General features: G+C 65.0%; 20 protein-coding genes. 4 read left to right on the forward strand and 16 right to left on the reverse strand.

Annotated elements, in window-relative coordinates; translation table 11 throughout:
* Positions 1-40: 40 nt before the first annotated feature.
* The 3 genes from ACVWZ5_RS12940 to ACVWZ5_RS12950 form a co-directional block, all read right to left on the reverse strand.
* Entirely contained in the window at positions 41-1285 is a 1245-nt protein-coding gene (locus ACVWZ5_RS12940) for an MFS transporter (RefSeq protein ID WP_062575775.1), read from the reverse strand.
* 120 nt (positions 1286-1405) lie between these two features.
* Entirely contained in the window at positions 1406-2242 is an 837-nt protein-coding gene (locus ACVWZ5_RS12945) for a mechanosensitive ion channel family protein (RefSeq protein ID WP_028689724.1), read from the reverse strand.
* A gap of 112 nt (positions 2243-2354) precedes the next feature.
* The gene (locus ACVWZ5_RS12950; RefSeq protein WP_011535522.1) at positions 2355-2840 is read right to left on the reverse strand and encodes a YajQ family cyclic di-GMP-binding protein; all 486 of its coding nucleotides are present in this window, start codon (positions 2838-2840) and stop codon (positions 2355-2357) included.
* Positions 2841-2940: 100 nt separating this feature from the next.
* Between ACVWZ5_RS12950 and ACVWZ5_RS12955 the strand changes: the two genes are divergently transcribed.
* The 3 genes from ACVWZ5_RS12955 to ACVWZ5_RS12965 are packed head-to-tail and all read left to right on the forward strand — an operon-like array spanning position 2941 to position 6490.
* Positions 2941-3858, forward strand: a complete 918-nt coding sequence (locus tag ACVWZ5_RS12955; RefSeq protein ID WP_062575061.1) for a putative 2-dehydropantoate 2-reductase — start codon at positions 2941-2943, stop codon at positions 3856-3858.
* Positions 3859-3894: 36 nt separating this feature from the next.
* Entirely contained in the window at positions 3895-5922 is a 2028-nt protein-coding gene (locus tag ACVWZ5_RS12960) for a sensor histidine kinase (RefSeq protein WP_028689726.1), read from the forward strand.
* 1 nt (position 5923) lies between these two features.
* Positions 5924-6490 carry a cob(I)yrinic acid a,c-diamide adenosyltransferase gene (locus tag ACVWZ5_RS12965; protein ID WP_062575062.1) on the forward strand — a complete coding sequence of 189 codons (567 nt, stop codon included), beginning with the start codon at positions 5924-5926 and terminating at the stop codon, positions 6488-6490.
* Positions 6491-6623: 133 nt separating this feature from the next.
* Here the strand turns inward: ACVWZ5_RS12965 and ACVWZ5_RS12970 are convergent, their stop codons facing one another.
* The 4 genes from ACVWZ5_RS12970 to secA form a co-directional block, all read right to left on the reverse strand.
* A complete protein-coding gene (locus tag ACVWZ5_RS12970) occupies positions 6624-7568 on the reverse strand; it encodes a Nudix family hydrolase (RefSeq protein ID WP_062575063.1) in 945 nt (314 codons plus the stop codon).
* Entirely contained in the window at positions 7565-8197 is a 633-nt protein-coding gene (locus tag ACVWZ5_RS12975) for a glutathione S-transferase family protein (protein WP_062575064.1), read from the reverse strand. The genes ACVWZ5_RS12970 and ACVWZ5_RS12975 overlap by 4 nt, the downstream gene beginning before the upstream one ends.
* Before the next feature lie 94 nt (positions 8198-8291).
* The gene (argJ, locus tag ACVWZ5_RS12980; protein ID WP_062575065.1) at positions 8292-9509 is read right to left on the reverse strand and encodes a bifunctional glutamate N-acetyltransferase/amino-acid acetyltransferase ArgJ; all 1218 of its coding nucleotides are present in this window, start codon (positions 9507-9509) and stop codon (positions 8292-8294) included.
* A gap of 172 nt (positions 9510-9681) precedes the next feature.
* A complete protein-coding gene (secA, locus tag ACVWZ5_RS12985; RefSeq protein ID WP_028689731.1) occupies positions 9682-12417 on the reverse strand; it encodes a preprotein translocase subunit SecA in 2736 nt (911 codons plus the stop codon).
* Between the two features lie 348 nt (positions 12418-12765).
* Here secA and ACVWZ5_RS12990 point away from each other — a divergent pair, with 348 nt between their 5' ends.
* Complete coding sequence (locus tag ACVWZ5_RS12990) at positions 12766-13221, forward strand: DUF721 domain-containing protein (RefSeq protein WP_062575066.1); 456 nt, start codon at positions 12766-12768, stop codon at positions 13219-13221.
* Between the two features lie 128 nt (positions 13222-13349).
* Here the strand turns inward: ACVWZ5_RS12990 and lpxC are convergent, their stop codons facing one another.
* The 9 genes from lpxC to murD all read right to left on the reverse strand — a co-directional run bounded on the left by lpxC (position 13350) and on the right by murD (position 23804).
* Positions 13350-14261, reverse strand: a complete 912-nt coding sequence (lpxC, locus tag ACVWZ5_RS12995) for a UDP-3-O-acyl-N-acetylglucosamine deacetylase (RefSeq protein WP_028689733.1) — start codon at positions 14259-14261, stop codon at positions 13350-13352.
* Between the two features lie 112 nt (positions 14262-14373).
* Complete coding sequence (gene ftsZ / locus ACVWZ5_RS13000; RefSeq protein ID WP_028689734.1) at positions 14374-15570, reverse strand: cell division protein FtsZ; 1197 nt, start codon at positions 15568-15570, stop codon at positions 14374-14376.
* A gap of 55 nt (positions 15571-15625) precedes the next feature.
* Positions 15626-16894: a cell division protein FtsA gene (ftsA, locus tag ACVWZ5_RS13005; RefSeq protein WP_028689735.1), complete on the reverse strand. Its 1269-nt coding sequence runs from the start codon at positions 16892-16894 to the stop codon at positions 15626-15628.
* Between the two features lie 14 nt (positions 16895-16908).
* Positions 16909-17778 (reverse strand): cell division protein FtsQ/DivIB, encoded by an 870-nt coding sequence (locus tag ACVWZ5_RS13010; protein WP_062364074.1) that lies wholly within the window; start codon positions 17776-17778, stop codon positions 16909-16911.
* A gap of 5 nt (positions 17779-17783) precedes the next feature.
* Positions 17784-18740, reverse strand: a complete 957-nt coding sequence (locus ACVWZ5_RS13015) for a D-alanine--D-alanine ligase (RefSeq protein ID WP_062575067.1) — start codon at positions 18738-18740, stop codon at positions 17784-17786.
* Positions 18737-20185, reverse strand: coding sequence for a UDP-N-acetylmuramate--L-alanine ligase (murC, locus tag ACVWZ5_RS13020; RefSeq protein WP_028689738.1), 1449 nt, complete (start codon positions 20183-20185; stop codon positions 18737-18739). Before murC ends, ACVWZ5_RS13015 begins: the two co-directional genes overlap by 4 nt.
* Entirely contained in the window at positions 20178-21257 is a 1080-nt protein-coding gene (gene murG / locus ACVWZ5_RS13025) for an undecaprenyldiphospho-muramoylpentapeptide beta-N-acetylglucosaminyltransferase (RefSeq protein ID WP_062575068.1), read from the reverse strand. The genes murC and murG overlap by 8 nt, the downstream gene beginning before the upstream one ends.
* Entirely contained in the window at positions 21247-22461 is a 1215-nt protein-coding gene (gene ftsW / locus ACVWZ5_RS13030; RefSeq protein WP_028689740.1) for a putative lipid II flippase FtsW, read from the reverse strand. Before ftsW ends, murG begins: the two co-directional genes overlap by 11 nt.
* Positions 22458-23804, reverse strand: coding sequence for a UDP-N-acetylmuramoyl-L-alanine--D-glutamate ligase (gene murD, locus ACVWZ5_RS13035; RefSeq protein ID WP_457340663.1), 1347 nt, complete (start codon positions 23802-23804; stop codon positions 22458-22460). Before murD ends, ftsW begins: the two co-directional genes overlap by 4 nt.
* Positions 23805-23807 lie beyond the last annotated feature (3 nt).

Consider the following 23807-nt stretch of genomic DNA (forward strand, 5'->3'; position numbering starts at 1 on the left):
ATGACTGACTGCGTGGGAGCGGACTTGCCCCGCGATGTTTCTACTGGGTCACAGCCCCTTTCCCCGAACGCCCGCCTACCACGAACCACAGGGGCCACAGCGCCAGCGCGCCCGCCACGCCTGCGGCGAGGGCAAAGTGCATCAGGCTCGCACCCGCGCCGAGCATCGCCAACACCGCGCCGCCCAGCCCCAGCAGGGCGATGGTGATCATCCCCAGCATCGCCGATACCAGCCCCTTGCTCTGTTCGCTGGAGAACAGCGTCATGCGGTACAGCACGGCGTTGGCCACGCCCAATCCCAGCGCATACAGCGACATGCCGGCCACCACGCTGGGCACCGTCGGCCAATACCAGGTCGCCGCAACCATCAGCGACAGCCCTGCCAGGTATGGCCACAAGGCCCCACGCACCAGTGACGGCAGCGGATAGCGATCGGCAATTCGATTGATGATCAGGTTGCCCAGGATCAGCCCACCGAACACCGGCAGCTGCCACAGCGCGTATTCCAAGGTGCTCAGGCCCTCGTCATGGATCAGCAGCACCGGCGACAGGCCGATCCAGCCGATCAGCGGCAGCCCCACCAACCCCAGCGCCGCACTGCCGGCCACGAAGCGCCGATTGCCCAGCAACTGGCCGTAGCCTGCCAGCAATGGCAGCAGGTGGATGGGCGTGAACGGCAGGCGCGAACCGTCGCGACGCTCCACCCCCAGGGTTTCGGGCATCAGCCGGTAGAGCAGCAGCCAGCACAGCACAGCGCCCGCGGCAAACGCCACGAACAGCCAGCGCCAGTCCAGCCACTGCAGCATCAGGGTGCCCACCAGCGGGCCGAGCAGTGGCGACAACAGGGCGATATTGGCCAGCAGGGCCATCATGCGCACCGCGTCGGCCTCGCTGAAAGCCTCGTTGAGCGCCGGGTAACTGACTGTGACCACAAAACCCAGGCCGATGCCCTGCAACAGGCGCAACAGGTTGAACAAGCCGATGTCCTTCACCCAGAAGGTCGCCAGGCACGCCAGGCCGAAGAAGATGCAGCCGCCCAGCAGCAATGGGCGCCGGCCGTAGCGATCCGCCAGCGGGCCGATCAGCCATTGCAGAAGCACTCCGCCCAGCAGATAGAGGTTGAGGGCGTGGGGGATGTACTCGGTGCTGGCCTGAAGGTCGCCGACCACCACCGGCATGGCGGGCATGACCGCGTCGCTGGCGAGGTAGGTCAGCAATTCGAACAGCGCCAGGGTCAGACCGAACAGCAAGGCGCGCAAGGGGGTGATATACAGCAAAGGTTTCATGGCGGACATCGGGTTTTCAGGCAGGATCAGGGTGTATGCCAGATATGGCACCGCCTGGCTGTGAACAAGTGTAAAAAAAAACGGGGCCGCTTTGCGGCCCCGATTTCGCAGGCGCTTGTGCTACGCCACAGTCTCCTGCACCACACGGATCACCCGCTGCGGAAACGGAATGTCGATGCCTTCGGCCTTCAGACGGTCGCGGGCATGCTCGTTGAGCATGAACATCACGTCCCAGTAGTCGGCCGTCTTGGTCCAGATACGCAGCGACACGGTGATCGAGCTGTCACCCAGGGTCGAGATCACGGCCTGCGGCGCCGGATCCTGCAGCACGCGCGGGTCCTGGGCCAGCTCCAGCAGCACATTGCGCGCCTTCTGCAGGTCGGCGTCGTAGTCCACGCCCACGTCGAACACCACCTTGCGGGTCGGCTGGCGGTTGGTGTTGGTAATGATGCCGTTGGACAGGCTGCCATTGGGCATGATCACGGTCTTGTTGTCGCCAGTGCGCAGCACGGTGTGGAAGATCTGGATGCTGTCCACGGTGCCCGCGACACCTTGCGCCTCGATCCAGTCACCAATGCGGAACGGACGGAACATCAGGATCAGCACGCCACCGGCGAAGTTCGCCAGGCTGCCCTGCAGGGCCAGACCGATGGCCAGGCCCGCGGCACCGATGGCGGCGACGAACGAGGTGGTCTCGATGCCGATCATCGAGGCCACGCTGACCATCAGCAGCACCTTCAGCACGATGTTGGCCAGGGTGCTGATGAAGCCCTGCAGCGCCGCGTCGGCGCGCAGGCCGACCAGCTTGCCCAGGCGGGCGCTGACCTTGTTGATGATCCACCAGCCGATGGCCAGGGTCAGCAGCGCCAGCAACAGGCGGCTGCCGTACTCCATGATCAAGGGGAGCCAGGTTTGCGATTGACGGACCAGCTGATCGACTTCAGCGTTCAAATCCATGTTTATCTCCTGATGCCGAACGGCAAGTACACGATGAGGCGGGCAACGCAAAGCAAGCGGCCCGGACCCCGATGGACATCACTGCGCCATCAAGGTTCCGGGCCGCCACGGATCAGTCGCGGAAGTTGTTGAACTGCAGCGGCATGTCGAATTCCTTGGTGCGCAGCAGGGCGATGGCTTCCTGCAGGTCGTCACGCTTCTTGCCGGTCACGCGCACCTGCTCGCCCTGGATGGCGGCCTGGACCTTGAGCTTGCCATCCTTGATGGTGGCGACGATCTTCTTGGCCAGGTCCTTGTCGATGCCCTCGCGGAACTTGGCTTCCTGCTTCTTTTCCTTGCCGGATGCGTAGGGATCCTTGGTTTCCAGGCATTTGACGTCGATCTTGCGCTTGACCAGCGCCAGGCGCAGGATTTCCAGCATCGCCTCGAGCTGGAACTCCTCCTCGGCGGTCAGCAGCACGGTCTGTTCCTTGTCCTTGAACTCGAAGGTGCCCTTGCCCTTGAGGTCGTAACGGCGGTCGAGGTCCTTGATGGCGTTGTCGACGGCGTTCTGCACTTCGTGCTTGTCCAGTTCCGATACCACGTCGAACGAAGGCATGGATGATCTCCAGAAAAAAAAGCGCGCTCGGCTTGAAGATGGAGCGCGTCGGGTTTGATGGTTAAAATGCGGGCTCATTATAACGGGTTGCGAAACGCAGATGAGCAGCACCTGGCATATTCTCGGCGCCGGTAGCCTCGGCAGCCTCTGGGCCTGTCGCCTGGCCCGCGCCGGCAAGGCGGTCCGCCTGATCCTGCGCGATAAGCAGCGCCTGTCCAGTTACCAGGGCGCAGGCAAGCTGACGCTGTTCGAACAGGACAAGACCCAGCACTACGCGATCCCCGCGGAAACCTTCGATGCCCAAGGGCCGATTCATCGCCTGTTGGTGGCCTGCAAGGCCTACGATGCCGCGCCAGCCGTGGCGCGCCTGGCCGCGAGACTGGCCAACGGCGCCGAACTGGTGCTGTTGCAGAACGGCCTGGGCAGCCAGGACGAAGTCGCCGACCAGGTGCCCCACGCCCGCTGCATCTTCGCCTCCAGCACCGAGGGCGCGTTCCGCGAGGCCGACTGGCAGGTGCGCTTCGCCGGCCACGGTTTCAATTGGCTGGGTGATCCGGCCAACCCCAACGTCCCGTCCTGGTTCGCAGACCTGGATGACGCCGGCATCCCGGCCCAGTGGTCGCTCGACATCCCCACCCGCCTGTGGCGCAAACTGGCCCTCAACTGCGCGATCAACCCGCTCACCGTGCTGCACGACTGCCAGAACGGTGGCCTGCTCGGCCACCTGGCCGAAGTCGACCAGCTGTGTGACGAACTGGCCGACCTGCTGCGCCGTTGCGGCCAGCCCGAGGCCGCCCACGACCTGCATGAGGAAGTGCAGCGGGTGATTCTCGCCACCGCGGCCAACTACTCTTCCATGTACCAGGATGTCCGCCATGGCCGACGCACCGAGGTCCACTACCTGCTCGGCCACGCCTGCCGTACCGCCAACCGCCATGACCTGGCGGTACCGGCCCTGGAACGGCTGCAGCGGCGCCTGGTCGATAACTTGCAGGCGCGCGGACTGCGTAGCGACTGACGGCATTCATCCACAGGACAGGACACCTCCTCACCCATGACCCTGCGTCAACGCCTGGAAAACCTCCCGGTCGGGCAGAAACTGCTGGCGGCCCTGCTGGTGCTGCTGGTGACCATCCTGTTGGTGGCCAACCTCGCCTTCATCAGCGCCGCCTATTGGATCACCCAGGAAAGCATGGCGCCCCAGGCCCTGCAGACCATCGGCAAGCTGGTCTCCAACCCGCAGATGTCCGCGCGCGCCGGCGACTCGGCAGAGAACGCCACGGCACTGCTCAAGGAGCTCGACAGCTATTCGCCGCTTCGCGCCGCCGCGATCTATGGCGGTGACGGGCAGATGCTGGCCCAGCTGCAGCACGGCGACCCGCTAACCCTGCCCAAGCGCTACCGCAACATCGACGGCTGGCGCCTCATGGAGTTTCGCAGCACCCAGCTGATCCGCCTGCCGCGCAGCGCCGCCCCACCCGCGCACCTGCTGCTGGTGGCCAGCAGCGAGTTGCCCACCGCGTTCTACACCGGCACGCTATCGGCCAGCCTGGCCATCCTGGTGTTCAGCATACTGCTGTGGCTGGTCATCGCCCGGCAGATCAAGCGCCTGATCACCCTGCCGATCAATCGCCTCGAAGAGCTCACCCGCCAGGTTACCCGCGAGGAGAGCTACGCCCTGCGCGCCCAGCGCGGCAACGACGACGAGATCGGCAGCCTGGCCGAGGCGTTCAACACCATGCTCTCGCGCATCGAGGCCCGCGAGCAGCAGCTCAAGCGCACCCGCGACGAGTTCCAGGACGCCTACGACCAGGCCCAGGGTCTGGCCGAGGAAACCCGCCACACCAACCGCAAGCTGGAGCTGGAAGTCCAGGTGCGCAGCAAGATCGAGAAAAAGCTCACGGGCTTTCAGAACTACCTGAACAGCATCATCGACTCCATGCCCTCGGCACTGATCGCCCTCGACGAGCAGCTCTACGTCACCCAGTGGAACCACGAGGCAACGGTGCTCTCCGGCACGCCGCTGGACGAGGCGCTGAACCAGCCGGTGTTCCTCGCCTTCGAGCCGCTCAAGCCCTTCCTGCCGCAGCTCAAGGAGAGCGTGGAGAAGTACCGGGTGGCCAAGATCGAGCGGGTTACCTGGCCAAAGGGCGAGGACCTGCGCCACTACGCCCTGACCTTCTACCCACTGATGGGCGGCGCCGGACGTGGCGTGGTGATCCGCATCGACGACATCACCCAGCGCCTGTCCCTGGAAGAAATGATGGTGCAGTCGGAAAAGATGCTCTCGGTCGGCGGCCTGGCCGCAGGCATGGCCCACGAGATCAATAACCCGCTGGGCGCGATCCTGCACAACGTGCAGAACATCCGCCGACGCCTGTCGCCGGACCTGCCGCGCAACCAGGAGCAGGCCGGCGAACTGGGCATCGACCTGACGGCCGTCAACCGTTACCTGGAGAGCCGCGAAGTGCCGCAACTGCTCGACGGCATCCAGCAGGCCGGCGCCCGGGCGGCCAAGATCGTCACCCACATGCTCAGCTTCAGCCGCCGCAGCAACCGCCAGCTGGCGCCTTGCGAGTTGCCGGCGCTGATCGACCAGGCGGTGGAGATCGCCGGCAACGACTTCGACTTGGCCATCGGATTCGACTTCAAGGGCCAGGCCATCGTCCGCCAATTCGACCCGCAACTGGGCCCGGTGCCCTGCACCGCCAACGAACTGGAACAAGTGCTGCTCAACCTGCTGAAGAATGCCGCCCAGGCCATCCACCAGCGCCCACAGCCCAGCGAGCCGGGGCGTATCACCCTGCGCACGCGGCTCAACCCGCCATGGGCGGAGATCCAGGTCGAAGACAATGGCATCGGCATGCCCGAGACGGTGCGCAAGCGCACATTCGAGCCGTTCTTCACCACCAAGGAAATCGGCCAGGGCACCGGCCTGGGCCTGTCGGTGTCGTACTTCATCATCACCAACAACCACAAAGGGCAGATGGAGGTGCAGTCCACTCCCGGCCAGGGCACCTGCTTCACACTGCGCCTACCTCTGAACCCGGCCCAGCCGACCACCACCAAGACGGAGACATGACATGGGCCACCGCCTGTCGAAGATCTACACCCGCACCGGCGACAAAGGCGAAACCGGCCTGGGCGACGGACGCCGGGTGCCCAAGGACCATCCGCGGATCGAGGCGATCGGCGAGGTAGACAGCCTCAACAGCCAGTTGGGCGTGCTGCTGGCCGGGCTGGCCGAGGCCGGTCTTGGCGAGCTGATCGAGGTACTGGCGCCTTGTCAGCACCGTTTGTTCGATCTGGGTGGGGAACTGGCAATGCCCAGCTACCAGGCGTTGGACATTGCCGAGGTGGAGCGCCTGGAGGCGGCCATCGACCGCTGGAACGAAGAGCTGGGGCCGCTGAAGAATTTCATCTTGCCCGGGGGCTCGATGCTGGTGGCCCAGGCCCATGTCTGCCGTAGCGTGGCGCGGGCGGCGGAGCGGCGTTGCCAGCAGTTGAATGCGCTGGAACCTCTGGAGGGGGTGGGGCTGGCCTATATCAACCGGGTATCGGACCTGCTGTTCGTCGCGGCACGGATCATTGGCCGGCGCCAAGGAATTGCAGAGGTCTTGTGGCAGCCTGCGGCTAAACCTGAGGCCTGAGATTGCCGGGGCTGCTGCGCAGCCCATCGCGACACAAGGCCGCTCCCACAGGTACCGCGCAGACATTGAATACTGCGCCATACCTGTGGGAGCGGCCTAGTGTCGCAATGGGCCGCAAAGCGGCCCCAATTACTCAGCTCTCAGGCCAGAACGCCCTGATCCCTGCAACCCCCTGCGCCCCAACCTCCCAGGCCCGCTCCCGCTCACCAGGCCCGACCCCGCCCAGCAGAAACACCGGATGGCTGATCCCGCCGATCAACCGCTGCGCTTCATCCCAGCCCAACGGCACCGCCTCGGGATGAGTCTGGGTCGCCTGCACCGGCGACAAGGTGACGAAATCCACCCCCATCTGCTCGGCCAGCGCCAGCTCCTCGGCGCTGTGACAGGACGCCGCCAGCCAGCGCGCCTTAGGGAATGGACGCCCCTTGGCCGCGTACTTGCGCAATTGCGCGGCGGTCAGGTGCCAGCCGGCCGACGGGAAGTCGCCCAGCCATTCCAACGGCCCCTTGAGCATCAATTGGGCCTTGCCCGCGCACAGGCCGACCGCATCCACCGCCACATCGCGGTACTTGGGGTCGTACATGTCCGGCGCACGCAGCTGGATCAGCCTGATGCCGCTGGCCACGGCCTTCTGGATACCCTTGAGCAGCTCAGGCACCTCCAAGCCGTCCGGGGTGATCAGGTACTGGTCGGGCAAGCGCGCCGCGGCGACGATCGGCTTGTTGGCCTCGGGGAACTCATACTGACCCAGGTCACGCGGCGCCACCCAGGCCAGGGGCTGGCCTTCGGCGCCGTGGGGCTCGCCGGTAAAGGCATGCACTTCACGTACATCCAGCAGCACCTGCTTGTCCGGATAGTCGTGGCTGACCTTGATCAACGGCCGCGAACCCGCAACCTCGATCCCCAGCTCCTCGCGCAATTCGCGGGCCAGCGCCGCCTCGACGCCCTCGCCCTCCTCCACCTTGCCACCAGGGAACTCCCACAGCCCCCCCTGGTGCTGGGTATCGGCGCGGCGGGCGATCAGGATCCGCCCGTCGGCACCACGAATGACCGCTGCGACTACATGAATTCGTTTCACCCTTCACGCTCCGCCAGGCCAGCTTTTTGCCAGGCCTGGAAGGCTGGCCATTGATAAATGGTCTCGATGTAGGCAGCCGCTTCGGCCGGCACCACGACACGGTAGGTGCGCAAGCGCACGGCCACAGGGGCGAAGAAGGCGTCGGCCAAGGTCGGGCGGCCGAACAGGAACGGGCCGTTTTCCTTGGCCACCAAGCGGCATTCGCTCCACAGGGCGACAATGCGGTCGATATCGACCTGCACGTCCAACGGCATCTCGGCCAGTGCTTCGTCACGGGACAGGTCGAATGGCATGGCACCGCGCAGGGCGAAGAAGCCGCTGTGCATCTGCGCGCAGGCCGAACGGGCCTGGGCGCGGGCGGCAACGTCCTCTGGCCACAGGCGGGCCTCGGGGTGGCGTTCGTTGAGGTATTCGGCGATGGCCAGGGAGTCGGCGATGACGCCATGCTCGCTTTGCAGCAACGGCACCTTGGCGGTGGCCGAGAAGGCCAGCAGGCGCTGGCGGGTGTCAGGCTGGTTGAGCTTGACCAGGGTTTCTTCGTAGGGGACGCCGGCCAGCTCGAGGGCCAGGGCGCCGCGCAGCGACCAGGAGGAATACAGCTTGTCGCCGATGATCAGGTGATAGCTCATGGTTCGGCTCCATGTTGCGGACAGTGTGCAGTAATCGCGGGGCAAGCCCGCTCCCACGACAGTCTGCGTGGGAGCGGGCTTGCCCCGCGATGGATCAGGTGCGGTACTCGGCGTTGATCTTCACGTACTCGTGGGACAGGTCGGTGGTCCAGATTGTTTCGCTGCACTGGCCACGGCCCAGTTCGATGCGGATGGTGATCTCCTCCTGGGCCATCACCTTGGCGCCCTGGTCCTCGGTGTAGCTCGGGCTGCGTCCACCCTTGCTGGCGATGCAGACGCTATCCAGGTACACATCGATCAGGCTCACGTCCAGCGCCGGCACGCCGGCCCGACCGACCGCGGCGAGGATACGGCCCCAGTTGGGGTCGGAGGCGAACAGCGCGGTCTTGATCAGCGGCGAGTGAGCCACGGCGTAGCCGACGTCCAGGCACTCCTGGTGATTGCCACCGCCGTTGACCTGCACGGTGACAAACTTGGTAGCGCCTTCGCCGTCGCGGACGATGGCCTGGGCCACCTCCATGCACACCTCGAACACCGCCTTCTTCAGCGCCTCGAACAGTGCGCCGCTGGCCTCGGTCACTTCCGGCACATCGGCCTTGCCGGTGGCGATCAGCATGCAGCAGTCATTGGTCGAGGTGTCGCCGTCGATGGTGATGCGGTTGAACGACTTGTTGGCACCGTCGAGCATCAAGTCCTTGAGCACCGCCGGGGCGACCTTGGCGTCGGTGGCGATGTAGCCGAGCATGGTGGCCATGTTCGGACGGATCATGCCCGCGCCCTTGCTGATGCCGGTGACGGTGATGGTCTTGCCATCGTACTGGAACTGGCGGCTGGCGCCCTTGGGCAGGGTGTCGGTGGTCATGATGCCGGTGGCGGCTTCGGCCCAGTGGTTTTCCGACAGGTTGTCCAGGGCGGCCTGCAGCGCGCCTTCGATCTTCTCGACCGGCAGCGGCTCGCCGATCACGCCGGTGGAGAACGGCAGCACGGATTCAGCCGGCACGCCGGCAAGCTCGGCCAACTTGGCGCAGGTGCGCTCGGCGGCGGCCAGGCCCGGTGCGCCGGTGCCGGCGTTGGCGTTGCCGGTGTTGGTCAGCAGGTAACGCACGGTACCCTGCACACGCTGCTTGGAAAGGATCACCGGGGCCGCGCAGAAGGCGTTGAGGGTGAACACACCGGCGACGCTGGAGCCTTCGGCGCAGCGCATCACCACCACATCCTTGCGCCCTGGGCGCTTGATGCCCGCCGAGGCGATACCGAGTTCGAAACCGGGAACCGGGTGCAGGGTGGGCAGGGGACCAAGACCAACAGCCATTAGAGCGCTCCTAGATAAATCGGTTGAGAACAAAAACGGGGCCGCTTCGCGCCCCATTAGCGACACAAGGCCGCTCCTACAGGATTGTCGCGTTTCCTGCGGGAGCGGCCTTATCTCGCGAAAGGGCCGCGAAGCGGCCCTGGATGTATCACGTTACTGCAGGTGGTTCAGATCATTCAATCTGACCATGGCAATGCTTGAATTTCTTGCCCGAACCACACCAGCACGGCTCGTTGCGGCCCAGCTTCATGTCGTTGCGAACCGGCGCGGAGGCCACGGCGACTTCGGCGCCCTCCTCGGCCAGCTGCTCGCCTTCCAGGCCCGGCGCGGCGGCATGCTGGAACTGCATGCGGCTGGCCAGCTCCTCGGCCTCGCGGCGCAGGCGCGCCTCTTCCTCGGCCGGATCTTCGCGGCGTACCTGGACGTGCGAGAGCACGCGGATGGTGTCGCGCTTGATCGACTCCAGCAGCTCCTGGAACAAGGTGAACGACTCGCGCTTGTACTCCTGCTTCGGGTTCTTCTGCGCATAGCCGCGCAGGTGGATACCGTGGCGCAGGTGGTCCATGGTCGACAGGTGGTCTTTCCACAGGTCGTCCAGCACGCGCAGCAGGATCTGCTTCTCGAAGGTGCGCAGGGCGTCGATACCGGCCTGGTCTTCCTTCTCGTTGTAGGCGTCGGTGATTTCCTTGATCAGCCGCTCGCGCAGGGTCTCCTCGTAGAGGTGATCGTCCTCGTCGAGCCACTGCTGGATCGGCAGCTTGATGGCGAAATCGCTGGCCAGCGAAGCTTCCAGGCCGGCCACGTCCCACTGCTCGGGCAGCGATTGCGGCGGAATATGCTGGCTGATGGTGGCATCGAGCACTTCCTGGCGGAACTCGGCGATGGTGTCACCGATGTTCTCGGCGGCCAGCAGGCTGTTGCGCATGTGGTAGATCACCTTGCGCTGCTCGTTGGCCACGTCGTCATATTCGAGCAGTTGCTTGCGGATGTCGAAGTTGCGGCCTTCGACCTTGCGCTGCGCCTTCTCGATGGCGTTGGTTACCATGCGGTGCTCGATGGCCTCACCGGACTGCATGCCCAGCGCCTTCATGAAATTCTTCACCCGGTCGGAGGCGAAGATGCGCATCAGGCTGTCTTCCAGCGACAGGTAGAAACGGCTGGAGCCGGCGTCGCCCTGACGGCCGGCACGGCCACGCAGCTGGTTGTCGATACGGCGCGACTCGTGGCGCTCAGAGGCGATCACGTGCAGGCCACCGGCTTCCAGCACCTGCTGGTGACGCTTCTGCCAGTCGGCCTTGATCTGGGCGATCTGTTCGGCGGTCGGGTTGTCCAGGGCGGCCACCTCGGCCTCCCAGTTGCCGCCCAGCAGGATGTCGGTACCACGGCCGGCCATGTTGGTGGCGATGGTCAGTGCACCCGGAGCACCGGCTTGCGCGATGATCTCGGCTTCTTTTTCGTGGTACTTGGCGTTCAGGACCTTGTGGTCGATACCTTCCTTCTTGAGCAGGTTGGACATGTGCTCGGAGGTTTCGATGGTCGCGGTACCGACCAGGACCGGACGGCCGTGGGCCATGCTTTCCTTGATGTCGGCGATGATCGCGGCGTACTTCTCGTCGGCGGTCAGGTACACCAGGTCGTTGAAGTCCTTGCGGGCCAACGGCTTATTCGGTGGGATGACCATCACGTTGAGGTTGTAGATCTGGGCGAACTCGAATGCCTCGGTGTCAGCGGTACCGGTCATGCCGGACAGCTTGGTATAGAGGCGGAAGTAGTTCTGGAAGGTGGTCGAGGCCAGGGTCTGGCTCTCGGCCTGGATGTTCAGGTTTTCCTTGGCCTCGATGGCCTGGTGCAGGCCTTCGGACAGGCGGCGGCCCGGCATGGTGCGGCCGGTGTGCTCGTCGATCAGGAGGATCTGGCCTTCCTGGACGATGTACTCGACGTTGCGGTGGAACAGCTTGTGCGCGCGCAGGCCGGCGTAGACGTGGGTCAGCAGGCTCAGGTTGTGCGCCGAGTACAGGCTCTCGCCCTCGGCCAGCAGGCCGGACTGGGTCAGCATGTCCTCGATGAACTGGTGGCCGGCCTCGTTCAGTTCGACCTGACGGCTCTTCTCGTCGATGGTGTAGTGGCCCTCTTGGGTCACCTGGCCTTCGACTTCCTCGATGTGCTGGGTCAGGCGCGGGATCAGGCGATTGATCTCGATGTACAGCTTGGAGCTGTCCTCGGCCTGGCCGGAGATGATCAACGGGGTGCGCGCTTCGTCGATGAGGATCGAGTCGACTTCGTCGATCACGGCGAAGTTCAGCTCACGCTGGAACTTCTCGTCCTGGCTGAACGCCATGTTGTCGCGCAGGTAGTCGAAACCGAATTCGTTGTTGGTGCCGTAGGTGATGTCGGCGGCATAGGCGGCGCGCTTTTCTTCCGGCGGCTGGAAGGCCGAGACGATGCCGACGTTGAGGCCGAGGAACTCGTACAGCGGACGCATCCAGTTGGCGTCGCGGCGGGCCAGGTAGTCGTTGACGGTGACCACGTGCACGCCCTTGCCGGACAGCGCGTTGAGGTACACGGCCAGGGTACCGACCAAGGTCTTGCCTTCACCTGTGCGCATTTCTGCGATCATGCCTTCGTGCAAGGTCATGCCGCCGATCAGCTGGACATCGAAGTGACGCATGCCCATTACGCGCTTGCCGGCCTCGCGGGCCACGGCGAAGGCTTCGGGCAGCAGCTGGTCGAGCGTCTCGCCTTTGGCCAGGCGTTCCTTGAACTCTGCGGTCTTGCCCCGCAGCTGCTCGTCGGAGAGGGCCACCATCTTCTCTTCGAAGGCATTGACGGTGCTCACCGTCTTGAGCATGCGTTTGATTTCACGCTCGTTCTTGCTTCCAAAAAGTTTTTTTAACAAAGGCGCAAACATATCGGCAGGATCTTCCACACGTAGGGATGGAGGGCGGCCCCGTGAGTCGCCCGTGCAGCCCTGAGGCCGCATGCGAACGAGCATTCTACCCGGAAACGATGGTGAGGAAAGTGGTGGATTTCCACGATGCTGGCACAGCGCTTTTAGGGGGCCTGACTAACATAGGGGCTTTTTGCGCAAGTTCAAGGTGCGTGAAGATGAAACGTATCGCGAATGACTTGCATCAAGATCCGGCACGCGATCGCAGGGCAAGCCAATTCCCACGCCCCGTCGCCCGCCGCTGCGACTTGCCCCGCGATGAATGCCCAACTGGTAGACTGTTGATCCTGTATCCCTCTGCAGACCTCCATGGCCTACAAACCCACCCCTGCCCGCCCCCCCGCCGACCTGTTGCGCAAGGCCCGGCCCCTGCGCCTGCTGCTCAACCAGGCCGAACGCCTGGAGCACCTGCAGCGCCTGCTGGAAAGCCAGCTGCAACCGGCCGCCCGCGAGCACTGCCACGTGGCCTCCTGGAAGGAAGGAACATTGTTGCTGGTGGTGACCGACGGCCATTGGGCCACCCGCCTGCGCTACCAGCAAAAGCGCCTGCAACGCCAGCTGCAAGCCATGGAAGCGTTCGCCAACCTGAGCCGCATCCAGTTCAAGGTCCAGCCGCCGCTGGTGGCGGCAAAACACGAAGGTCACGGGCCCGAGCTTTCGGAATCTGCCGCAGACAGCATCCGCGGCTCGGCCGAAGGCATCAGCGACCCGAAGCTGCGCGCAGCGCTGGAGCGTCTGGCGGCACACGCGCAAGGCAAAGCCTGATACACGTCCCCGCGATAGCGTGCGCGGACGTATCGAGAGTCATGCCCGCTCCCGGGCTCCATCTTTCGACACCCCAATAAAAAAGGCCACCCGAAGGTGGCCTTAATCACTAGAGAGAGTGTTCGAACTTACACGGCCGCAACAGGGCGCATGTACGAGATCGGTGCCGTGCTGGCATCTTCGAAGGTGACCACTTCCCAAGCGTCGGTTTCAGCGATCAGCTTGCGCAACAGCTGGTTGTTCAGCGCGTGCCCGGACTTGTAGCCCTTGAACTCGCCGATCAGGCTGTTGCCCAGCAGATAAAGGTCGCCGATGGCGTCGAGGATCTTGTGCTTGACGAATTCGTCATCGGAACGAAGGCCGTCTTCGTTAAGCACGCCGGTCTCGTCGACCACGATGGCGTTCTCCACACTGCCACCCAGCGCAAGGTTGTGCTTGCGCAGGTACTCGATGTCACGCATGAAGCCGAACGTGCGGGCACGGCTGACTTCCTTGACGAACGAGGTGCTGGAGAAGTCGACGACCGCACTCTGGGTCTGGCCCTTGAGGACCGGGTGATCGAAGTCGATCTCGAAGCTCACCTTGAACCCGTCGAAAGGCAGGAAAGTGGCGCGCTTGTCGCCCTCCTCCACTGTCACTTCGCGCAGGATGCGGATGAACTTCTTGGCTGCGTCCTGTTCTTCCAGGCCGGCCGATTGGATCAGGAATACGAAGGGTCCGGCGCTGCCATCCATGATCGGCACTTCCGAGGCGGAGAGCTCGACGTAGGCGTTATCGATGCCCAGGCCCGCCATGGCGGAGAGCAGATGCTCGACCGTATCGACTTTGACGTCACCGTTGACCAGCGTCGTCGACATGGTGGTCTCGCCGACGTTGGCCGCGCGCGCCGGGATTTCGACCACAGGGTCGAGGTCGGCGCGACGGAAGACGATGCCGGTGTCGACAGGCGCAGGCTTGAGGGTCAGGTAGACCTTCTCCCCGGAGTGCAGGCCGACACCTGTGGCACGGATGGTATTCTTCAGGGTGCGTTGTCTAATCATGGCATTGGCCGCTTCAGCGCAAATTGCGAACAGGTATCAACAAAGGCTGGGGATGATAACAGACCCGGCCTTTGCTGAACACCAATCACCCTAATACCCCTGATAAATTCCATCAATCGGCCTGACGACGCAGGAACGCCGGGATATCCAGGTAGTCCAGATCATCCTGTGGGTTGAGTTTAGCGGCCGCCGCGGCACCGGCGTGGGCCTGGTTGCGCATCACGGTCGGACGCTCCAGGTCACGGTAGTTGACCGCCGACTGCTCCTGGCGAACCGGGGCCGGATTGGAGGCCTCGTAAGCCTGCTGGGCGGTCTGCAGGGTGTTGTCGACCACCTTGACCGGCTTCTCGATGCGCGCGCCCAGGCCGGTGGCCACCACGGTCACGTGCAGTTCGTCGCGCATATCCGGGTCGATCACGGTGCCGACCTTGACCATCGCGTGGTCGGAGGCGAAGGCCTCGATGATGCTACCCACGTCGGAGTACTCGCCCAGCGACAGGTCGGGACCGGCGGTGATGTTCACCAGGATGCCGCGGGCGCCCTGCAGGTTGACGTCCTCGAGCAGCGGGTTGCGAATCGCCGCCTCGGTGGCTTCGCGCGCACGGTTCGGGCCGCTGGCGCAACCGGTACCCATCATCGCCATGCCCATCTCGCCCATCACGGTGCGCACGTCGGCGAAGTCGACGTTGATCATGCCGGGACGCTTGATGATGTCGGAAATACCGCGAACGGCACCGGCCAGCACGTCGTCGGCCTTGGCGAAGGCGGACAAGAGGCTTGCATCCTTGCCCAGGATGGTCAGCAGCTTCTCGTTGGGGATGGTGATCAGCGAGTCTACGCTCTCAGCCAGCATGCGGATGCCTTCGTCGGCAATCTGCATGCGCTTGCGGCCCTCGAACGGGAACGGACGGGTCACCACCGCAACGGTGAGGATGCCCATTTCCTTGGCCACTTCGGCGATGATCGGCGCCGCGCCGGTACCGGTACCGCCGCCCATGCCGGTGGTGATGAACACCATGTTGGTGCCTTGCAGCACTTCGGCGATGCGCTCACGGTCTTCCAGCGCGGCCTGACGGCCGACCTCCGGATTGGCACCGGCACCCAGGCCCTTGGTCACACCCGTGCCCAGTTGCAGGATGGTGCGCGCGCCGATGTTCTTCAGCGCCTGGGCATCGGTGTTGGCGCAGATGAACTCGACGCCTTCGATGTTGCTTTTGACCATGTGGTTGACGGCGTTGCCGCCACCACCCCCAACGCCGATCACCTTGATGACCGGACTCTGCGGGACGTTGTCTACGAGCTCGAACATTTTCCCTCTCCTTACAGTTCTCTAGTTGTCGCGCCTACCACTACTGCTTTGAAACTTAGAAGTTGCTCTGGACCCAACGCTTGAGTCGTTCAAGCACAGGGCCCTTCGGTTCATCGCCATAGCTGTTGTTGCTGCTGTTGCTGTTGCTGATACCGGTCAGGGACGGGTCCTCGGACTGCTTCTGCAGGCCGTAGGTGAGCAGGCCCACGCCGGTGGAATAGATCGGGTTGCGCACCACGTCGCTCAGGCCCCGAACGCTGTGCGGCACGCCCAGGCGTACCGGCATGTGGAAGATCTCCTCGGCCAGTTCCACGGCGCCTTCCATCTTCGCGGTGCCGCCGGTGAGGACGATGCCGGCCGGCACCAGGTCCTCGAAACCGCTGCGTCGCAGTTCGGCCTGGATCAGGGTGAACAGCTCGTCGTAACGCGGCTCCACCACTTCGGCCAGGGCCTGGCGCGACAGCTCGCGCGGCGGGCGGTCGCCGACGCTCGGCACCTTGATGGTCTCGCCGGCACCGGCCAGCTTGGCCAGGGCGCAGGCATAGCGGATCTTGATTTCCTCGGCGTACTGCGTGGGGGTACGCAGGGCCATGGCGATGTCGTTGGTGACCTGATCACCGGCGATCGGGATCACCGCGGTGTGACGGATCGCGCCTTCGGTGAAGATGGCGATGTCGGTGGTGCCGCCGCCGATGTCCACCAGGCACACGCCCAGCTCTTTCTCGTCGTCGGTCAGCACCGAGTAGGCCGAGGCCAGCTGCTCGAGGATGATGTCGTCGATTTCCAGGCCGCAGCGGCGCACGCACTTCTCGATGTTCTGCGCCGCGTTGACCGCGCAGGTGACCACGTGGACCTTGGCTTCCAGGCGCACGCCCGACATGCCCAGGGGCTCGCGCACGCCTTCCTGGTTGTCGATCACGTAGTCCTGCGGCAGGGTGTGCAGCACCCGCTGGTCGGCCGGAATGGCCACGGCCTGGGCGGCGTCGAGCACGCGCTCGAGGTCGGCGGTGCTGACTTCGCGGTCGCGGATGGCGACGATGCCGTGGGAGTTCAGGCTGCGGATGTGGTTGCCGGCCACGCCGACGAACGCCGAGTGGATGCGGCAGCCGGCCATCAGCTGGGCCTCTTCGACGGCGCGCTGGATCGACTGCACGGTCGATTCGATGTTCACCACCACGCCCTTCTTCAGGCCGCGGGACGGATGGGTGCCGATCCCGACGATCTCCAGGGTGCCGTCCTCGCCGACCTCACCCACCAGCGCCACCACCTTGGAGGTGCCGATGTCCAGCCCGACGATCATTTTGCCGCTATGCGCGTTTGCCATGGTCCTGCCTCTCTCTAATTCTTCGCAACGGCGGGTTGGGCCGTCGTCGGTGCATTCGGTTCCCGCCACCCAACGGCAAGTCCGTTGGAATAACGCAGATCGATGCGGGCGATATTGGTGATCTGGTCTTTAAGCGATTTGTCGTAAATGGCAATGAAACGGCGCATCTTCTCCACCAGATGGTCGCGCCCCAGCAGCAGCTCGACGCCCGCACCGGCGCTGCCCGCACCGGTGGTCAGGAACCAGCTGCCTCGCTCGCGCAGCTCCAGGCGAGCGATGGAAAAGCCCATGGGGCGCAGCATCTGGCTCAATACCTGATACTGCTGCATGACTTGTTGCTGAGCGCGCTGCGGCCCGAACAGCTGCGGCAGGTGCTCGTAGTTGGCCAGCTCGCGCGGTGTGAAGGCCTGGCCCTGGTTGTTGAGCAAGGCCTCGTCGCCCCAGCGCGCCACCGGCAGCTGTTCTTCGAGGCGGATCACCACCTCGTCCGGCCACACCCGGCGCACTTCGGCGTGGGCGATCCAGGGCATCTGCTCCAGTTCGACGCGCATCGCCGCCAGGTCGACGGTGAAGAAACTCGCCGCCACATAGGGGGCGATCCGCTGCTGCACCGACTGCTGGCTGATGTAGCTGAGATCGCCCTGCACGTCGATCTTGGTGATCGGCCGGTCGGCGTAGGGCATCAGGCGGATGGCGCCCTCGTAGGCGCCAAAGCCCGCAGCCACCAGCAGCACCGGCCACAGCAGGCGCTTGAGACCGCCGAAGCTCGGCCGTGGCAGGCGCGCCGATACGGGCTCGTCGGCCACCAGTCGGCTGGCACCCCGCGGCACCGGCTTGCTACGGCCGGTAACGGGTGGCTGCTGACGTATCATCGCGCCTTGCATGTCTATTAACCTCTCGTCGCTACGCTGTCGGCCAGGATCGCCAGCACCAGTTGCTGGAAGTCCAGGCCGGCGGCACGGGCCGCCATGGGCACCAGGCTATGGTCGGTCATGCCCGGCGCGGTGTTGACCTCGAGCAGCCAGAAACGGCCCTGCTCGTCCTGCATCACGTCCAGACGGCCCCAGCCCTCGATGCCAACGGCATCACAGGCGCGCGCGGTAAGGTCGATCAGCTCCTGCTCCTTGACGCTGTCCAGGCCGCACGGGATGCGGTACTGGGTGTCATTGGCGATGTACTTGGCGTCGTAGTCGTAGAACACGTGCGGCGTGCCCAGCGCGATCGGCGGCAGCACCTGGCCACGCAATACGGCGATGGTGAACTCCGGACCGTGGATCCACTGCTCGACCAGCACTTGCGAATCGTACTTGGCGGCGTCTTTCCAGGCGGCAACCAGCTCTTGCTCGCTGTTCACCTTGGCCATGCCGATGCTCGAACCTTCATGGGCGGGTTTGACGATCAACGGGAAGCCCAGTTCCGCACTGGCGCCTATGCAGTCCTGCTCGCTGCCCAGCACCGCATGACGCGGGGTCGGGATGCCCAGGCTCTGCCACACCTGCTTGGTGCGCAGCTTGTCCATGGCCAGCGCCGAGGCGAGGATGCCGCTGCCGGTGTAGGGGATCCCCAGGCACTCGAGCAGGCCCTGCATGCTGCCGTCCTCACCGCCACGACCGTGGAGGATGATGAAGGCGCGGTCGATCTTCTCGCTCTGCAGGCGGGTCAGCAGGTCGTCGCCGACGTCGATGGCGACTACGTCGACACCAGCGTTGGTCAGCGCCTCGATCACGGCCTTGCCCGATTTCAGGGAAACTTCACGCTCGGCACTCTTGCCACCGTACAGCACAGCGACGCGGCCAAAGGCCTTGACGTCCAGGGTCGAATGCAACTTGTCGTAGGCGCTGGTCATTTCGACTTCTCCTGCTTGGCGCCTGCGAACAGCGGGCTTTTCATCAATTGCGGGGCCAGGCCACCGACATCACCGGCACCCTGGCAGATCAGGATGTCGCCGGCGCGCAGCAGCGGCTTGACCAGCGGCGCGAGCTCGGCGCCACGTTCGATGTAGATCGGATCGAGCTTGCCGCGCTGGCGGATGCTGTGGCACAGCTGGCGGCTGTCGGCGCCGGGGATCGGCTCTTCGCCGGCCGGGTAGACCTCCATCAGCAACAGCACGTTGGCATCGCCCAGCACCTGGACGAAATCGTCGTACAGGTCGCGGGTACGGCTGTAGCGGTGCGGCTGGTAGACGATCACCAGGCGGCGGCTCGGCCAACCGCCACGCACGGCCTTGATCACCGCGGCGACCTCGGTCGGGTGGTGACCGTAGTCGTCGACCAGCATCACGCTGCCACCGTCGACCGGCAGCTCACCGTAGACCTGGAAGCGTCGACCGACGCCCTGGAAGCCCGACAGGCCCTGGACGATGGCTTCGTCGCTGATGCCTTCGTCGGTGGCGATGGCGATGGTGGCCAGGGCGTTGAGCACGTTGTGGTTGCCCGGCATGTTCACCGACACCTCGAGCGGCTCGCAGTCACGGCGCAGCACGGTGAAGTGGGTCTGCATGCCCTGCTGACGCACGTTGATGGCGCGGATGTCAGCCTCTTCGCTGAAGCCGTAGGTGACGGTCGGGCGCTTGACCTGCGGCAGGATCTCGCGCACCACCGGGTCGTCCAGGCACATCACCGCCAGCCCGTAGAACGGCAGGTTGTGCAGGAACTCGACGAAGGTCTTCTTCAGCTTGTTGAAGTCGCCTTCGTAAGTGGCCATGTGATCGGCGTCGATATTGGTGACCACGGCGACCATCGGCTGCAGGTGCAGGAAGCTGGCGTCGCTCTCGTCGGCCTCGGCGATCAGGTAGCGGCTGGTGCCCAGTTGCGCGTTGGTGCCGGCCGCGGTCAGGCGACCGCCGATGACGAAGGTCGGGTCCAGGCCGCCGGCGGCGAACACCGAGGCCAGCAGGCTGGTGGTGGTGGTCTTGCCGTGGGTGCCGGCAACGGCCACGCCGTGGCGATAGCGCATCAGCTCGGCAAGCATCTCGGCACGCGGCACCACGGGAATCCGCCGCTCCAGGGCGGTGGCGACTTCCGGGTTGGCCGGGTTGATCGCGCTGGACACCACCAGCACATCGGCGTTGGCGGCGTTCTCGGCGCGGTGGCCGACGAAGATCTGCGCGCCGAACGACTGCAGGCGCTCGGTCACCGGCGACTCTTTCAGGTCGGAACCGGATACTTCGTAGCCCAGGTTCAGCAGCACTTCGGCGATGCCGCACATGCCCACGCCGCCGATGCCGACGAAATGGATGCGACGGATACGGCCCATCTTTGGCTGGGGCATGGCTTTCTGGCTCTCAACCATGGGCCACCTCCAGGCAGATATCGACCACGGTGCTGGTTGCGCCAGGTTTGGCCAGGCGGCGGGCGGTGCCGGCCATGGCGTTGAGTTTCTCGGGTTGCATCAGCACCTCGTTCAGGCGTTCAGCGAGCTGCGCTGCGCCAGTAGTCGCTTGTGGCATCAGGAAGGCGGCGCCTTCGCGAGCCAGGTATTGGGCGTTGTGGGTCTGGTGGTCGTCGATGGCATGGGGCAAGGGCACCAGCATCGAGGGCAGGCCCGCCGCCGCGAGTTCGCTGACGGTCAGGGCGCCGGCCCGGCACACCACCATATCGGCCCAGCCATAGGCATGGGCCATGTCCTTGATGAACGGTTCGACCTGGGCCTCGACACCTGCCTCGTGATAACGCTCGGCGGTGACGGGGGCGTGGTTTTTCCCGGCCTGGTGGAACACCTCGGGGCGCAGGTTCTCCGGCACTTCGGACAGGGCCTTAGGCAACAATTTGTTCAATGGTTCCGCACCCAGGCTGCCACCCATGACCAGCAGGCGCGCACGGCGCTCGGCCAGGGGCGCGCGCGCCGCGTCCATGAACAGCTCCGGACGCACCGGATTGCCGGTGGTACGCAGCTTGTCGCTGGCGGCGAAGGTGTCCGGGAAGGCTTCGCAGACACGCGCGGCCAAAGGCAGCAGCAGGCGATTGGTGGTGCCGGCGCGGGCATTCTGCTCGTGGATCACCAGCGGCACCCCGCACAACCGGGCGGCAACACCGCCGGGGCCTGTCACATAGCCACCGAAGCCGACCACGCAGACCGGCTTGAGCTTACGCACGATGCGACGCGCCTGCAGCACGGCCTTGACCAGGGTGAACGGCGCCTTGAGCAGCGACAGCTTGCCCTTGCCACGCAGGCCGGTGACCTGGATCAGGTGCAACGGCAGGCCGGCCTGAGGCACCAGCTCGTTCTCGATGCCACGCGGGGTGCCCAGCCAGTGAACGCTGTAGCCACGGGCCTGGAACTCGCGGGCGCAGGCCAGGGCCGGGAACACGTGCCCCCCGGTACCGCCCGCCATGATCAGGATGTTCTTGCCGTCAGCGGCCATGACTGGTCTCCTCGGCAAAATCGCTCTCCTTGAATTCGTGCTCCTCGCTGCCCAGGTGCGTGCGGCTCTCCCACTCGATCCGCAGCAAAAGCCCCACGCAGGCGCAGCAGATCACCAGCGAGCTGCCGCCGTAGCTGAGGAACGGCAGGGTCAGGCCCTTGGTCGGCAGCAGGCCGACGTTCACGCCGATGTTGATCAGGAACTGGCCGATCCACAGGAACGACAGGCCAAAGGCCATGTAGGCGGCGAAGAACTGCTTGGCCTTCTCGGCCCACAGGCCGATGTACAGCGCGCGCACGGTGATGAAGACGAACAGCGCGATGGTCAGCAGCGAACCGACCACGCCGAGCTCTTCGGCCAGCACCGAGAACACGAAGTCGGTGTGCGCCTCGGGCAGGTAGAACTGCTTCTGCACGCTGTTGCCCAGGCCCACGCCCAGCCACTCGCCGCGACCGAAGGCGATCAGCGCCTGGGTCAGCTGGTAGCCGGAGCCGAACTGGTCGGACCAGGGGTCGGTGAAGGTGATCAGTCGCGCCATGCGGTACGGTTGGGCCTGGACCAGCACCACCACCGAAATGACCGCCAGCACCACCATCAGCGAGAAGCGGAACAACCCCACCCCACCGAGGAACAGCATGGCCGCCGCGGCGCCCATCATCACCACCGTAGCGCCGAAGTCTGGCTCCATCAGCAACAGGCCGGCCATCGGCAGCAGCACGATGAACGGCTTGAAGAAGCCCATCCAGCTTTCGCGCACCTCTGTCTGCCGGCGAACCAGGTAGCCGGCGAGGTAGATGACCACGAAGACCTTGGCGATCTCCGACGGCTGCACGTTGAAGAAGCTGAAGCCGATCCAGCGCATCGAACCGTTCACCTCGCGGCCGATGCCTGGCACCAGCACCAGTACCAGCAGGCCGAAGGCGCCGATCAGCATGAGGAAGCCCATGCGCTGCCAGGTGGCGATCGGCACCAGCATGGTCAACACCCCGGCCCCCAGGCCGAGGGAGACATACACCAGGTGGCGGATCATGTGGTACAGCGGGTTGCCCGACTGCACCGCGGCCACCTCCGAGGAGGCCGAGGTGATCATCACCAGGCCCAGGCCGAGCAGCGCCAGGCAGCCGGCCAGCAGTGGGAAGTCGAGGTCGATGCCACGGCCGCTGATCAGCGGCGACGGATACGGCTTGAGGATGCCGAAGATCATGCCAGCCCCTCCGCCGCCTGGGCGAACAGGCGCCCGCGTTCTTCGAAGTTCTTGAACATGTCGAGGCTCGCGCAGGCAGGCGACAGCAGGACCGCGTCGCCCGGCTGCGCCAGTTCGGCACAACGCTGCACGGCTTCGTCGAGGGTCTTGACCCGGACCTGCGCCACGGCATCGCCCAAGGTTTCAGCCAGACGGTCGGCGTCACGGCCAAGCAGCACGACGGCACGGCAATGCTGAGCCACCGGCTCGCGCAGGGCAGCGAAGTCGGCACCCTTGCCATCACCACCCGCGATCAGTACCAGCTTGCCTTCGATATCGGCGCCCAGGCCTTCGATGGCAGCCAGGGCGGCACCGACGTTGGTGGCCTTGGAATCGTCGTACCAGTTCACCCCGTTGCGCTCGCGCACCCACTGGCAGCGATGGGCCAGGCCCTTGAATTCGCGCAGGGCGTCGAGCATTGGCGCGAAGGGCAGGCCGGCGGCATGACCGAGAGCCAGCGCGGCCAGGGCGTTGCTCTGGTTGTGGGCGCCACGGATCTTCAGCTCACGCACCGGCATGAGCGTCTGGAATTCGAACGCCAGGCACTTCTCGCCCTCCACTTCGCGCAGGCCAAAGGCCTTGAAGTCAGGCACGTTGAGCCCGAAGCTCCAGCTCGGCCGGCCTTCGACCGGCAATGGACGGCTCAGGGCATCCTGACGGTTCACCACCACCTGGCGGGCACCGCGGAAGATCCGGTGCTTGGCCAGGTGATAGGCTGGCAGGCCGCTGTAGCGGTCCATGTGGTCTTCGCTGATGTTCAGCACGGTGGCCACTTCGGCGTTGAGCTGGTCGGTGGTTTCCAGCTGGAAGCTCGACAGCTCCAGCACGTACAGCTCGACATCGTCGGCCAGCAGGTCGAGGGCCGGGGTACCGAGGTTGCCACCGACCGCCACACGTTTGCCTGCCTTGGCGGCCATTTCGCCGACCAGGGTGGTGACGGTGCTCTTGGCGTTGGAGCCGCTGATGGCGATGACCGGTGCCTTGGCGTGGCGGGCGAACAACTCGATGTCGCCCGACAGCTTCACCCCTCGCGTGGCGGCCTGCTGCAGGGCAGGCGTGGCCAGGGCCAGGCCGGGGCTCACGTACAGCTCGTTGGCCCGGCACAGGAAGTCCACGTCAAGCTCGCCACAGCGCACTTCCACCTGCGGGTACTCACGGCGCAGGGTGTCCAGTTCCGGCGGTTGCTCGCGGGTGTCGGCGACCGCAAAGGCAATGCCCCGGTTCGCCAGGAAGCGAACCAGGGACATGCCGCTCTTGCCGAGGCCGACAACGATGCGGAATTGGTCGGAAGCGATCAGTGACACGCT

It is taken from the genome of Pseudomonas sp. TE6283, assembly GCF_054060555.1.

Excerpts from the sequence above, each read along its gene's own strand:
- ACVWZ5_RS12940 (WP_062575775.1), bottom strand. The coding sequence starts at position 1,285 with ATGAAACCTTTGCTGTATATCACCCCCTTGCGCGCCTTGCTGTTCGGT.
- ACVWZ5_RS12945 (WP_028689724.1), bottom strand. The coding sequence starts at position 2,242 with ATGGATTTGAACGCTGAAGTCGATCAGCTGGTCCGTCAATCGCAAACC.
- ACVWZ5_RS12950 (WP_011535522.1), bottom strand. The coding sequence starts at position 2,840 with ATGCCTTCGTTCGACGTGGTATCGGAACTGGACAAGCACGAAGTGCAG.
- ACVWZ5_RS12955 (WP_062575061.1), top strand. The coding sequence starts at position 2,941 with ATGAGCAGCACCTGGCATATTCTCGGCGCCGGTAGCCTCGGCAGCCTC.
- ACVWZ5_RS12960 (WP_028689726.1), top strand. The coding sequence starts at position 3,895 with ATGACCCTGCGTCAACGCCTGGAAAACCTCCCGGTCGGGCAGAAACTG.
- ACVWZ5_RS12965 (WP_062575062.1), top strand. The coding sequence starts at position 5,924 with ATGGGCCACCGCCTGTCGAAGATCTACACCCGCACCGGCGACAAAGGC.
- ACVWZ5_RS12975 (WP_062575064.1), bottom strand. The coding sequence starts at position 8,197 with ATGAGCTATCACCTGATCATCGGCGACAAGCTGTATTCCTCCTGGTCG.
- argJ (WP_062575065.1), bottom strand. The coding sequence starts at position 9,509 with ATGGCTGTTGGTCTTGGTCCCCTGCCCACCCTGCACCCGGTTCCCGGT.
- secA (WP_028689731.1), bottom strand. The coding sequence starts at position 12,417 with ATGTTTGCGCCTTTGTTAAAAAAACTTTTTGGAAGCAAGAACGAGCGT.
- ACVWZ5_RS12990 (WP_062575066.1), top strand. The coding sequence starts at position 12,766 with ATGGCCTACAAACCCACCCCTGCCCGCCCCCCCGCCGACCTGTTGCGC.
- lpxC (WP_028689733.1), bottom strand. The coding sequence starts at position 14,261 with ATGATTAGACAACGCACCCTGAAGAATACCATCCGTGCCACAGGTGTC.
- ftsZ (WP_028689734.1), bottom strand. The coding sequence starts at position 15,570 with ATGTTCGAGCTCGTAGACAACGTCCCGCAGAGTCCGGTCATCAAGGTG.
- ftsA (WP_028689735.1), bottom strand. The coding sequence starts at position 16,894 with ATGGCAAACGCGCATAGCGGCAAAATGATCGTCGGGCTGGACATCGGC.
- ACVWZ5_RS13010 (WP_062364074.1), bottom strand. The coding sequence starts at position 17,778 with ATGCAAGGCGCGATGATACGTCAGCAGCCACCCGTTACCGGCCGTAGC.
- ACVWZ5_RS13015 (WP_062575067.1), bottom strand. The coding sequence starts at position 18,740 with ATGACCAGCGCCTACGACAAGTTGCATTCGACCCTGGACGTCAAGGCC.
- murC (WP_028689738.1), bottom strand. The coding sequence starts at position 20,185 with ATGGTTGAGAGCCAGAAAGCCATGCCCCAGCCAAAGATGGGCCGTATC.
- murG (WP_062575068.1), bottom strand. The coding sequence starts at position 21,257 with ATGGCCGCTGACGGCAAGAACATCCTGATCATGGCGGGCGGTACCGGG.
- ftsW (WP_028689740.1), bottom strand. The coding sequence starts at position 22,461 with ATGATCTTCGGCATCCTCAAGCCGTATCCGTCGCCGCTGATCAGCGGC.